This is a genomic window from Haloarcula salina (assembly GCF_049603855.1).
Lineage (GTDB): Archaea > Halobacteriota > Halobacteria > Halobacteriales > Haloarculaceae > Haloarcula > Haloarcula salina_A.
In genome coordinates this window covers 22,122-34,727 of record NZ_CP187148.1, presented here as the reverse complement: position 1 = coordinate 34,727, position 12,606 = coordinate 22,122, and the positions used below count along the sequence as shown (strand labels likewise).

7 protein-coding genes are annotated in these 12,606 nt (G+C 62.6%); 2 read left to right on the top strand and 5 right to left on the bottom strand.

Going from position 1 to position 12,606, the window contains the following annotated elements:
- Positions 1-474 precede the first annotated feature (474 nt).
- Complete coding sequence (locus ACOZ4I_RS17555; RefSeq protein ID WP_424005388.1) at positions 475-1,266, top strand: aldo/keto reductase; 792 nt, start codon at positions 475-477, stop codon at positions 1,264-1,266.
- A 30-nt stretch (positions 1,267-1,296) separates the two neighbouring features.
- Here the strand turns inward: ACOZ4I_RS17555 and ACOZ4I_RS17550 are convergent, their stop codons facing one another.
- Together ACOZ4I_RS17550 and ACOZ4I_RS17545 are read right to left on the bottom strand one after the other, a co-directional pair.
- Entirely contained in the window at positions 1,297-2,712 is a 1,416-nt protein-coding gene (locus ACOZ4I_RS17550) for a PAS domain S-box protein (RefSeq protein WP_424005137.1), read from the bottom strand.
- Positions 2,713-3,192: 480 nt separating this feature from the next.
- Positions 3,193-4,539, bottom strand: coding sequence for a M24 family metallopeptidase (locus tag ACOZ4I_RS17545; protein WP_424005136.1), 1,347 nt, complete (start codon positions 4,537-4,539; stop codon positions 3,193-3,195).
- 229 nt (positions 4,540-4,768) lie between these two features.
- Here ACOZ4I_RS17545 and ACOZ4I_RS17540 point away from each other — a divergent pair, with 229 nt between their 5' ends.
- On the top strand, positions 4,769-6,322 hold the full coding sequence (locus ACOZ4I_RS17540) for a family 43 glycosylhydrolase (protein WP_424005134.1): 1,554 nt from the start codon (positions 4,769-4,771) through the stop codon (positions 6,320-6,322).
- A gap of 673 nt (positions 6,323-6,995) precedes the next feature.
- Here the strand turns inward: ACOZ4I_RS17540 and ACOZ4I_RS17535 are convergent.
- The 3 genes from ACOZ4I_RS17535 to ACOZ4I_RS17525 form a co-directional block, all read right to left on the bottom strand.
- The gene (locus tag ACOZ4I_RS17535) at positions 6,996-7,859 is read right to left on the bottom strand and encodes an SMP-30/gluconolactonase/LRE family protein (protein WP_424005132.1); all 864 of its coding nucleotides are present in this window, start codon (positions 7,857-7,859) and stop codon (positions 6,996-6,998) included.
- A 346-nt stretch (positions 7,860-8,205) separates the two neighbouring features.
- Positions 8,206-10,140 carry a DNA topoisomerase (ATP-hydrolyzing) subunit B gene (gene gyrB, locus ACOZ4I_RS17530; RefSeq protein WP_424005130.1) on the bottom strand — a complete coding sequence of 645 codons (1,935 nt, stop codon included), beginning with the start codon at positions 10,138-10,140 and terminating at the stop codon, positions 8,206-8,208.
- Between the two features lie 119 nt (positions 10,141-10,259).
- Positions 10,260-12,473, bottom strand: coding sequence for a hypothetical protein (locus ACOZ4I_RS17525; protein WP_424005128.1), 2,214 nt, complete (start codon positions 12,471-12,473; stop codon positions 10,260-10,262).
- Positions 12,474-12,606 lie beyond the last annotated feature (133 nt).

Here is a 12,606-nt window from a genome sequence, read left to right as displayed (position 1 = left end):
TTCTGGTCGTCACTATTCCGCGTCCGACTGGAGTGGTCCCGGCCGGTTCAGGGGAGATACGTCGCGAAGAAGTTCAGAATCCGGTCCAGGCGGTCGTTGATTCGGTCGTCCTCGGAGTCCTCGTCCGGCGAACTGTCGCTCATGGGACGGGATTCGAGAGCGTCGCTAATTACGGTTCTGCCTCGGACAGCCCCCGGGTCGGGCTCGGGAACGTCGCGTTCGACCAGTTCGAAATCCGCGCCCGGTTCAGAACCGACCGCCGCTTGCATCGTCTCGGACAGATCTGAGCTATCCGCGCAGTGCTGATAAGCGGTCGGGCCGTGTCGAATGACGGTGTGTCAGGACTGACGACGGCCCGACACCGCCGTGTGTGGCGGAATCGCACGCACCACTGCCTTTTTCAGGCGAAAGCGCCGAACCACGACGATGACATCACAGGACCAGTCCCCCGTGAGCGCCCCGCTGGCCGACGGGATGCCGATGCTCGGCCTCGGGACGTGGCAGAACGACGACCCGGAGACGTGCGCAGCGAGCATCGAGACGGCGCTGGAGATGGGCTACCGCCACGTGGACACCGCACAGGCCTACGGCAACGAGGAGGCCGTCGGTGACGGTATCGCTGCCGCCGACGTGCCACGAGAGGAGGTGTTTCTGGCGACGAAGGTCAGAAACTCGAATCTCGCACGCGAGGACGTCATCGAAACCACCGAGGAGAGTCTCGACAAACTCGGCGTCGACGCCGTGGACGTGCTGTACGTCCACTGGCCGGCGGGCGCGTACGACGCCGAGGGGACGCTGGCCGCGTTCGACGACCTCTACGACCAGGGGAAGATCCACAACGTCGGCGTCTCGAATTTCGAACCCAGTCACGTCGAAGAGGCGATGGACCACCTCGACGCCCCGCTGTTCGCCAATCAGGTCGAGATGCACCCGTTCCTGCCCCAGACGGACCTGCGCGCCCACGCCGAAGAACACGGCTACGAACTGGTCGCGTACTCGCCGCTCGCTCGCGGCGGCGTCTTCGACAGCGATGTGCTGACCGACATCGCCGCGGACCACGACGCCAGCGCCGCCCAGGTCAGTCTGGCCTGGCTCCGCGAGAAGGGCGTTACCGCCATTCCGAAAGCGACCGGTCGAGACCACCTCGCCGACAACTTCGAGAGCCTCGGTCTACCGCTCTCGGACGGCGAAATCGACCGTATCGACGGAATCGATCGAACGGACCGCACGATCAATCCCGATTTCGGCCCCGACGCCTGGAACTGACTCGTGTCACCCAGCGCCGAGTCCCGCACGCTACTGAGAGCGGGTGTCGCCCGGCGTCTGGAACTCCATCGTCACGACGTTTCCTCGCGGGTCGTTCTCGCCGAAACGGAGCGTGCCTCCAGAGCGCTTGACGATCCAGTGCACCAACCACAGTCCGAGACCGGTCGAGTGGGACGTCGGCCCGAAGGCGCTGTCGGTCGCGAGCGACTCCCGTTCGTTCTCTGGGATTTCAGGCCCGGTATCGACGACGTGAATGGCAACCGTGGCCTCGTTCGTCTCGACGACAACTCCGACCGTCGGCTCCGGACTCTCGCTGTGCTGGATGGCGTTTTCGACGAGTTCGCGGACGGCGCTCGGAAACGTAGAGAGCGCGAGGACGGTCGCTTCGTCCGGCAGGTCCCGTGAGATCGTGGCAGCGGGAAACGCCCGCTCGACGTCCTGCAGAACCGAATCGAGCACCGACACCACGTCGATCGCTTCCAGCTGATCGCGTTCCGTGAGTACGTCGACGATGTGGTGGTGGTTGTCGAACAGGGAGAGTAACTTCTCGGAGGCCGACTCGATCCGGTCGAGGTGTCCGACGGGGTCGATGCCTTCCCGCCGAAGTATCTCGGCCTGTCCGCGAATGACCGTCACCTGATTCCGGAGGTGGTGCTGGAGTAACCGATCCACTGCGTTGAGGTGCTGGTCGCGAGCGTTCCGGTCCGATACGTCGCGACCGGTGCCGACGACGCCGACCACCTCGCCATCGCGAGACAGGCGCCGCTTGCGGAACTCGTACGGGACTTCCGTCCCTCGTTTCGTAACCACGGTCGCCTCCAGCGTGTCGTTGCCCTCGGCGAACGCGGTGGCGATAGACTCCGACACCCTCCGGGCCTCCCCATCGGCGAAGAAGTCCTCGAGAGCCATGTCCCGGACTTCGGACTCGGTGTAGCCGGACTTCTCGAGGAGCGAGTCGTTCCATCGTACGAGGTCGCCGGCGGTGTCGAGCACGTAAAAGACGTCCTGCAGCGTGTTGATCGCGTCCTCGATGAATTCGCGCTCGGCCTCGAGTTCCGCCTGGACCGCTTTGAGTCGCGTGACGTCCACGATGACCGCCTGACCGATGTCCTGACCCTCGTAGGTACCGGGTGCGGTCGAGACCCGTATCGTCCGCGTCTCGCCGTCCGGCGGACGTAATTGCATCTCCGTCGGCCCCGTCGAGACCTTGTCTTCGACCACCTCGGCGAGTTCCTGCGCGGCAGTCTCGTGGTCGTCGACGTCGATGAACTCGAATATCGTGCGGCCGACCAGTCGCTCTCTCGACGGGAGACCTAAAAGATCCAAGACAGCGTCGTTACCCCAGATGATCTCGCCCGACGCGTCGAAGAGATTGATCGGTGCAGGCGACGTTTTGATCAACTGCTGATACCGGTTTTCACTCTCTCCAGCCCCCGGTTCATCCATAGATGATTAACGTGGGGACCATTCGGGAATAGCCGTCAGCGCTATGTTTCGAATGATATCGTGTTCCATGTTGTAATATAACAAACTTATATCGGCTACCTGTTAAGAGTTTATATAACAGATACGATATTCGGACCTCGATACGAGCGGACTTGTACGCAGACCAAGGCCAGATGCTTTCCCCTGATCGGCCCTGTCGTGGCCGTCCCTGACCAGATTCCCGACTACTCTGTACCACCGACTTTGCAATTTGGACACATCGATCCGAAAAATCACCAAACTAGGCTACGTATGTCAGTATCGTCTGGTATAAATATATAGTTTGCTATCGTATCCCCAAATACCGACTATATCTTTGTGTTTTCTGGTTTTTCTCACTGCTATGCCGCATTTTGGGTCCGGTTTCACACGCTCTCGATGCCTCTCAGACCGTACGGTCGCTGGTCCCACCTACGCAGGTGGGACAGACCGTCGGCCGGACTACGAGTTCTTGTAGAGGACGTCGGGTCGAGAGACGGTGACGTCCGATACGTACGACTCGGCGTCGAGCATCGGCCAGTCGTCCGTCACCGTGAGCGGTTCGATGTTGTCGGCGGTCACGAGAACGGTCCCCTCGCTCTTTGCCCCCTGAACGGTCGGATTCCACGCATATGCCATCGGTGCGGTGACGGACGTTTCGAGGTCCGGCTTCGCGACCCACTCCCTGCTCGCGTATCCGGCCGCTCCACCCTGATGATGTGCCTGCCACTCGTCCGGCAGCCCCGCTTGTTCGTAGGCGGCGCGAATCGCCTCGAAGACGTCGCCGGCCGTCTCGTCCGACTGGGCGGCGGCCTGCGTCGCACCCAGTGCCGTCGCGTCGACGCGCGTCGCGATTCGATGTCGGTCTTCGAGCCACTCCGGTGGGTCGAACGCGACCGTTCGGGTGCAACTGGCGTACTCACCGAGTCGTCGACCGACGACCGAGACCACCACGAAGTCGCCGAGTTCGGTGTCCCGAGGGACCGGGTGACGGTACTTCGGGGCCCGCTCGCCGCCGGCCACGAGGACGACCGGATGGTCGATGCCGTATTCGTCGAGCGCGCACCCGAGCGCGTTGGCGACCTGTTGCTCGGTGTCCCCGGATTCGGCGTTTCGCATGACGCCCTCGACCGCGGCGGCCGTCTGACTGCTCAGCGTCCGGTACCGGTCGATGTCTTCCTGCGTGAGCGGGCGTCGAAGCGCGCTCGCACTTACGGACTCCAGTCCCGGGACGTCGAAGTCGGCTGCCGCGGGCGTGGGCGAGTGCACGGCGACGGCCTCGCCGAGGGACGTCGCGTACCACGGGAACGTCTCGATGGTCACGTCGGGGAGCGGGGAAGAGTTGCCCGCTGCTGACTCCTCGTCCGTCTCTGTCTCCGCTGTCGACTCCGCGTCGGTCCCGGACTCCCCGTTCTCCGACGAGTCGCCGTCAGCGCCCCGGTTTTCGAAGTGTTCGTCGCGGACCAGTGCTCGCTCGTCGTTGTCGACGACGATGGTGAAATCCGCTCCGTCGTAGCCGACGACGGCCACGCCGGTGGACGAACTCCTGTCGATGACGTTGCTCCGACCGAGCAACCACGCGTACGTGTCGGAGTCCGCGAACCACACCGCTTCCAGGTCGTTCTCGTCGAGGTACGCGTCCAGTCGGTCGAGTTTCGTATGACGGGACTGTGAACTGCTCTGGCCCGCCTCCGCCTCCTCGTCTTGTGTTGCCCCGACTGCGCTACTCAGCGCGGGGATCGTTACAGCGCCGCTTGCCATCTTGAGATACGTCCGTCTGTCGATGTCGAGCGTCTCTTGTGGTGTCATTCAATAACACACTCCATGTCAGCGAGATGGTGGCTATTACATAAATGTACCGATAATGTAGTCCAGTAGACAGTAGTTCCACCGCGGTCCGAACAGAGCGCGGTCGACCGAGACTGGCTGTCGATGGACCGAGCTCCTCGCATCAAACTGGTTTGTGTCCGATGGGAAATATCTGGCATGTACTATCATGCTAAATCTATTTATGCAGTTGTTCACAGATATGACTCGCATGGCAGACGATGACAGCGGTGTGGACAGACGTAGTGTTCTGAAAACGATCGGTGTCGGCGCGCTCGGGACCGCGGGTGGGGTCGCGGTAAGCGGGTCCGTCACGGGGACGACGGACGGTTCGACACACTACCACAACGAACTGTACGGGCCACACTTCCCCGACCCGACGATTCACCGTGACGGGAACGGGACGTGGTGGGCCTACGGGACGAACATGAACCGCAACAACGACTCCGACGAGTTGCTCATTCCGATACTCCGGTCCGACAACCTCCACGAGTGGACCTACGTCGGCGAGGCGTTCGACTCGCGGCCGGGCTGGACCTACGGGTCGATCTGGGCCCCCGACATCCACTACTACGACGGCGAGTGGGTGATGTTCTACTCGCTCTCGCCCCGACCGTGGGAGAGCGGCGAGTTCGGTATCGGCCTCGCGAAGTCGGACACGCCCGATGGCCCCTTCACCGACTACGGACAGATCATCGGGGACAACGACCACGCCGGCGGCGGGACCATCGACGGGTACTTCGTCGAGCACGACGGCACGCCCTACCTGTTCTGGGGGAGTTTCCAGGGGATCTACGTGATGGAACTCACCGGTGACCTGCAGGACTGGCGGTCGGGGACGCTTCAGCAGGTCGCCGGGGACGCCTACGAGGGCGCGGCGGCCTTCTACCGCAACGGCTACTGGTACCTGTTCGTCGCTACCGGGACGTGCTGTGGCGGCTACAGTAGCACGTACGAGGTCGAGGTCGGCCGCTCCACCGACTTCTTCGGCCCCTACACCGATCCCTCGGGCACGGACATGATGAACTACAACAGCGACAACGCCGGCATCGCCCAGCTCACCGCGAACGACCGCTTCGTCGCGCCGGCCCACGGGGACATCACGACCGACGACAACGGACAGGACTGGTTCGTCTATCACGCCTACGACGCCAACGACCAGGAGTACGTCGACGGCGTTCCGGCGCGAAAGTTCTTCATCGACCGCGTCGAGTGGACCGACGGCGACTGGCCCATCATCGGCGGCGACAAGACGCCGAGCCTCCAGTCCGTCGAACCGAACACGAACGACACCGGCATCCTCGCGGACGGAATCTACGAGATAGAGAACGTCAACAGCGGCAAACTCCTGGAGGTCGCGAACGCCGGAACGAGCGACGGTGACAACGTCCAGCAGTGGACCGCGAACGACTGCGCCTGCCAGCGGTGGTGGGTCGAGTACATCGGTGGCGGCGAGTACCGCATCTTCAATCAGAACAGCACTCGCGCGCTCGACGTGCCCGACGGCTCGACGGCCGACGGCGCGAGCCTCCAGCAGTGGACGTGGTGGACCGGCGGCCCGCAAAAGTGGGAGATTGTCGAGAACGGCGACGGGACATATCGAATCAGAAACGTTGCCAGCGGGAAGGTCGCCGACGTGAACGCCTCGTCAGCGGCCGACGGAGCGGACGTAATTCAGTGGTCGTGGAACGGCGGAAGCAACCAGAAGTGGAACTTCAACTTCGTCGAGACCGTCCAGCCGACCGACGACGGCCGTCCCTGGTAGTCGACGCTACGCTACCGGGTTTGTCCGTCAGTTCATTTTTTGGCCCGGCCTGGGAGCGAACGCGCAGACCTCGCTTCACGTCGGTAACCATTCAGACTGGCTGAACGCAACGTCAGCGGGAGCGCACTCGCGGCCAGTCGAGTATTTCTTTCGAATACCACGGGAAGATACCGCTCCGACTCTCCGTCCATCAATTCGGAATATCCCGTCGTCTGTGCCCCACGTCCACCAATCAGCGTTGTCGAACGACGATTATCCGACAATATCGGTCAGTAATTGACGGATATGAGCTTTGTGGCCGAACCGAGGGCGAAAAATTGGTAAGTGACGTGCCAGTTCGCCGTGATTACTGGAAGACCGTGGCACGTGCTAGTATTCACCAATATGAGAATTAACGATGTAGAATATCGATGGATTTCACAGTCGACGGAGGTCACGATAGCACGCCAGAGACTACTGCAATGCACTCGAGACAGTTCATGGGTTGATTATTCAGGATGTCCCACTCATCGCTGTTCGATGCATCACTTAGAATAACAGAAGTACGGTCGTTAGCCAGGGGAACACAATAGACAGTCCGCCCAGCGAGTACCCGAACCAGACTGCACATTCGCGGCCCAGTGCGTTCGGTACTGTTGAATCCGCGTCTTCCCTGCGGGGGCCTCCCGTCCGGTCACGCAATCCGAGATCGGTACTCGGGAACCCCAGCGACGTCGAGGTCGGTGACGCGGAACACGGCACCGGCTCCCGGTCCCTCGGACTCTCGGTCCCCGTCGGTCAGCGCGGTCGTCAGATACAGTTCGTCGTAGTCGGGCCCGCCAAACGTGACAGACGACACCTTCCGCGCGGGCAGCGAGATCTCTGCGACGGGGTCCCCGTCGGGCGTATACCGGACCACCCGTCCGCCGTTCCACCGGGCCGACCACACGTGATCTTCCGCGTCGACTGTCAGTCCGTCGGGAATGCCGTCGTCGGGATCGGTCTCGCGGAACGTTCGCCGATCGGTGATCTCGCCAGTTGACTGCTCGTACTCGTAGGCGTATATGCGGTGGGCTTCCGACTCGGTGAAGTAGAACGTGGACAGGTCGTCTGTGAATCCCATCCCGTTGGGGATGTCCACCTGTTCGACGACCACCGTCACGCTCCCGTCCGGATCGACCCGATAGAGCGTCCCGAGCGCATCTTCGCCGGGCATCGTCCCGCAGAAGACCCTTCCCTCGGGATCTGCGATCACGTCGTTGAACCGGGTGTCGGCGTCGACCTCCAGCACGACGCTGGTCGCGTCCGACCCCGGGACGTACCGCTCGACCGTTCGGTCTGTGAACAGGAGGAGCGCACCGTCGGATTCGAGGGTGTATCCGCCGATCGGTCCCGACGGCGTCTCGTACGCGAGTTCGTGCTCGTCCGTCCCAGGGTCGTACCGGTGCAGTTCGCCGGCCGGGATATCGACCCAGTAGAGCCGTTGTTCGTCGGGATGCCACAGCGGCCCCTCACCAGTGTGATGACGCGTATCTGCGAGGCGTTCGACGTGAACCATGTCTGGTGATCTCGCGCCTGGCACTTCAGCGTAGTGATCGATTCCGCCAGTGGCGAGCAAGCCGATAACGACGACGAGGTTGGACAGAGAACGGACCGAAGTCACCGGCCGCACCAGGGGGAGAGATACGGATGTGGGCTGTCCAAACTCAAATTTCGCGTAGAAAGGCTACTATTCATATCTTTGTCTACACATAGTGTATTTAGAGTGTCGTATTTAGTTCAGTTCCGACTATTGTGCTGTTTTTGAGGCAGATACCTATAGAAATCGTATTTTGAGGTGTGAGTTTCGGCATTCTAATTTTATTTCTGCCGTATGGTGTCGTTTTGGTGTGGACAGATGTCGATTAGATGTCGACCCACTCCGCTTCGGGAGAGTGCTCCTTGATGAACTCCTTGCGCGGTTCGACGGCGTCGCCCATCAAGACGGTGAACATCTTGTCGGCGGCCGCGGCGTCCTCGATAGTGATCTGCTTCAGGATGCGGTTCTCCGGATCCATCGTGGACTCCCAGAGCTGTTCGGGGTTCATCTCGCCCAACCCTTTGAACCGCTGGACCTGGGTCGGGTCGCCGTCACAGCGCTCCGCGATGATCTCGTCTCGGTCGGCTTCTGTCATCGCATCGTAGGTCTCTCCACGATGGCGGATTCGATAGAGCGGTGGCTGCGATGCATAGACGTACCCCGCCTCGATGAGCGGCTTCATGTGCCGGTAGAACAGCGTCAGGAGCAACGTCCGAATGTGCGCGCCGTCGACGTCGGCGTCGGTCATCATGACGATCTTCTCGTAGCGGCAGTCGTCAGCGTCGAACTCGTCGCCGATTCCCGTCCCGAGCGCGGTGACGAGGTTTCGAATCTCGTCGTTTTCGAGGACGCGATCGAGCCGGTGCTTCTCGACGTTCAGGATCTTTCCCTTGATGGGGAGGACAGCCTGGAACTCGGGGTCGCGGGCCTGCTTTGCGCTCCCGCCGGCCGAATCACCCTCGACGACGAACAGTTCGGATCGGCCTGGATCACGCGACTGGCAGTCCGCGAGTTTGCCGGGTAGCGCCGTCGAACGCAGCGCCGATTTACGCCGCGTCAGCTCCTCGGCCTTCTCGGCGGCCGTCCGGGCTTTCGCGGCCTCGACGGCCTTGGCGATGATCGCCTCGGCGCTGTCGGGATGTTCCTCGAAGAACGTCGACAGGCCGTCGTGCATCGCAGACTCGACAACGCCCCGGACGTCGCTGTTGCCCAGTTTCGTCTTGGTCTGGCCCTCGAACTGCGGGTCGGGGTGTTTCACCGAGATGACGGCCGTGAGACCTTCGCGGATATCCTCTCCCTTCAGCGTGTCGTCCAGATCCTTCAGCAGGTCGTTGTCCGTCGCGTAGTCGTTGACGACACGGGTCAGCGCCGTCTTGAAGCCGGTGAGGTGCGTCCCGCCCTCGCGCGTGTCGATGTTGTTGGCGAACGCGTGGATCGACGCCTGCACGTCGCCGGTCGCCTGCATGGCGACGGCGACCGAGAGCGGTCCGGCGTCGACGTCTTCCACCGTCTCGACGGTAATTACCTCCGGATGCAGCGGCGATTTGCCTTCGTTGAGGTAGCGGACGAACTCTCGGAGGCCGCCCTCGTACTCGAACGTCGTCTCGGTCCCGTCGCGTTCGTCCCGCAGGTCGATGTGGACGCCGGCGTTCAGAAACGCCAGTTCCCGCAGTCGGCCGGCCAGCGTGGAGAACGAAAACGGCGCGTCGTCGAAGATGTCCCGGTCGGGCCAGAGGCGAACCGTCGTGCCGGTTTCCGCGTCGGAGTCGAGCGGACCGACACGCTCGGGGGAATCCAGCGGGTCGCCGCGCTCGAACGCCTGTCGCCAGACTGCGCCGTCGCGTCGGACCTCAACCTCCAGGCGTTCAGAGAGGGCGTTGACCACGCTCACTCCGACTCCGTGAAGACCGCCGGAGACCTGGTACGAGGCGTCGTCGAACTTGCCGCCGGCGTGGAGCACGGTCATCACCACCTCCAGCGCGGAGCGGCCGTCCTCGTGGGCGGCTACCGGAATCCCACGGCCATCGTCGCTAACCGATACGGAATCGTCGGGATGAATGGTTACCGTAATCGTCTCGCAGTGGCCCGCGAGCGCCTCGTCGATGGCGTTGTCGATGACCTCGTAGACCAGGTGGTGGAGGCCAGCCGCGTCCGTCGAGCCGACGTACATGGCCGGCCGTGTGCGGACGGCTTCGAGGCCTTCGAGGGTCTGGATCGCCGTTGCGCCGTAGTCGTCGGTAGCGTCGGTGTCGTCGGTCATGTGAAACTGAAATCCGAAATCGCGCGGACGAAGGTCTCCCGGCGAGCGGTCAGAGGCGTCTCGCCCGGGAGAGTGGGCGGCCGCATCCGATCTGTCGGATGGGCGGTACTGTGCGGGTCTTACCGAACGAAGACCGGGGAGCTCCAGGCCATGTCGCCGTCCTCCTGCACCGTGCGGACGTAGTAGGCGTGGTCCTCTCCGTCGTCGGCGTCGAGGTCGAAGGATACCTCGACGTCCTTCGCGGTTGCCTCGCCCACGTAGCGGAAGGCGAGTTGCTGTTCGAGTTCGCCGGCCTCGACGACCATGCCGTCCTCGATTTCGCCGAGTTCCCAGGAATCGCTGAGGAACGGAGTCCGGAACGACAGCTCCGTGTCGTCGGGTGCGTCGAGGTCGATCTTGATGCCCTGGTAGTTCCCGGAGATCGTCGAGTCCCACTCGACGGTGGTGTCGGTCATCGACGTGATGCCCTGCTCGGGGTTGTGGAACCCGAACTCGATGGCGTCCTCGATCTCGCCCTTGTCGAGGGTCAGGCCGCCGTTTGCGTCCTGGACCTTGTGTCGGTGCTTCGAGCGCGCACCGCTCCAGGTCAGTTCGAGGTACTCATCGCTGTCGGTGAGGTTGACGCTGTCGATCTTCTCGGACCCGTCGAAGAGGTCGATACGCTTCACCGGCTCGGTCCCGTTGACGGTCACGTCGAAGGTCACGTCGCCGTCGACGCTGATCTTCTCGCCCATGTTCGCGCCGTCGAGGTCGACGGAAAGCAGGGTCCGCTCGCCGGTCGTGCCGTAACATCGGCGGCTCTGCATGGCCTCCCAGAGACCGTCGCGGGTCAGTTCGTCGACGCTGGCCGCCATGATGCCGCCGGTGATGTTGAAGTCGGCGGCCTGGAGGCTGGCGGTGTCGTCTGGCTCGTAGTGGTTGGTCGGCTGGGACGCGCCGAGCCGACCGGTGTGGTCGTCGCTGCCCGCGATGAATCCGCACTCGTATCCGCGGTCCAGCGCCTCGTGAGCGAACCACTCGAAGACGCCCCAGAAGGACGTGATCTCGATGAACGGCGTCAGGTCGTAGTCGACCTCGTCCTCGTCGCGAAGGCGCGCCGGACGGCCGCCCTGGTGGGGGATGATCATGACGTCGTCCCGGCCCTCGTAGGCCGCATACATGTCCTCGATCTTGGGCGTCCCTTTGTGCTTGTCGAAGCCCTCGGCGGACTGCCAGCCGCAGCTACGAAGCAGCGGCTCGTCGTCGTTCTTGTAGTAGACGTTGTTGTCCCCGCCGTTGACGGTGTTGGTCGACCACTCGTTACAGAGCAGCGTGACGAACTCGCCGGGCTCGTGGAACTTCTTGATGCCGTCCTGGACGTCCTCCCAGTAGTCTTCGGTGACCTGGAAGTCGTTGGCCGCGTGCGAGGCGAAGTCGATCAGCGCCTCGTCCCGGGCGAACTCGAAGTACTCGTCGATGGTGCCGGTCCCGACCGTCTTCCCGGACTGGCCGTGGATGTCACCCCAGTGGATGTCGTACTCCTTGTCGCCGCCGACGACGATCGGGTTCGAAGTGGCCTCCCAGTCGCGCTCCTGGTCTTCGATTGTTACGCGGTGGACGCCCTCCTCACCGAAGGTGACGGGGATGTGCTCGACAGGGTCGTCGGCCTCGAAGGTCAGCGTCTCCTCGCCGCCGTTCTTGATGGACAGCGTGCCGTCGTAGTCGTTGGCCGTGTTGTACCAGTAGTCCAGTACGCGGACGACGATTTCTGTCTCCTCGCCGGGTTCGACCGTCGACGGGGCGATGGCCTGTAGTCGCGCGGGCTCGCCCGCGACGATCTGGTAGTCGAGTTCGTCGAGCAGGAGGAAATCGCCCGTCCCGAGCATGTCCACGAAGAAGTGGAACTCGAAGGCGGTCTCGGGGAACGACTGGACCTGATGGCCCATGCTCCCTTCGCTGGTATCGCCGAAGGTGATCGTGATGGTCTCGCCGGGTTCGGTATAGCCGTCGTGGATGTCGATGACGACGTTGTCGTTCCACGGTTTCTTCGTCAGGTACCGGCGGTCGAACCGCCCCTCGACGGTGGCGTCGCCGCTGGTCTCGACAGAGGCGTAGTTGTCAGCGCTCGGGTCCTCGAACTGCGGGCGCTGCCAGTCGCTGGTCTGGTTGGTCGCGATCTTCAGCTTCGCGCCGTCGTCGAGGCCCAGCTCGCCGACCGTGTACTCGATCTCCCAGGTGTCGTACGCGCCGGCCGTTACCTGGTCCTCGGAGATCGACACTGTCCCGTAGTATTCGTCGATTTCTTCCTGAGTCGTTCCCTCGCTCGCGATCTCTTTCTGGATATTTCCGCTCATTGGTTGTCGTGGTTGCGTGCGAGCGTCGCCCGCTCGCCGACACCACATTCGATTCGTTTCCGGGTTAAAAATCTGCCGTGGAAGGTTGTGATATTAAACTATTTTACTCGAATTTCTGCAGAAATACAGTAAT

What these genes read in the sequence shown, in the direction of transcription:
- ACOZ4I_RS17555 (WP_424005388.1), top strand. Translation starts at nt 475, where the DNA reads ATGCCGATGCTCGGCCTCGGGACGTGGCAGAACGACGACCCGGAGACG.
- ACOZ4I_RS17550 (WP_424005137.1), bottom strand. Translation starts at nt 2,712, where the DNA reads ATGGATGAACCGGGGGCTGGAGAGAGTGAAAACCGGTATCAGCAGTTG.
- ACOZ4I_RS17545 (WP_424005136.1), bottom strand. Translation starts at nt 4,539, where the DNA reads ATGACACCACAAGAGACGCTCGACATCGACAGACGGACGTATCTCAAG.
- ACOZ4I_RS17540 (WP_424005134.1), top strand. Translation starts at nt 4,769, where the DNA reads ATGGCAGACGATGACAGCGGTGTGGACAGACGTAGTGTTCTGAAAACG.
- ACOZ4I_RS17535 (WP_424005132.1), bottom strand. Translation starts at nt 7,859, where the DNA reads ATGGTTCACGTCGAACGCCTCGCAGATACGCGTCATCACACTGGTGAG.
- gyrB (WP_424005130.1), bottom strand. Translation starts at nt 10,140, where the DNA reads ATGACCGACGACACCGACGCTACCGACGACTACGGCGCAACGGCGATC.
- ACOZ4I_RS17525 (WP_424005128.1), bottom strand. Translation starts at nt 12,473, where the DNA reads ATGAGCGGAAATATCCAGAAAGAGATCGCGAGCGAGGGAACGACTCAG.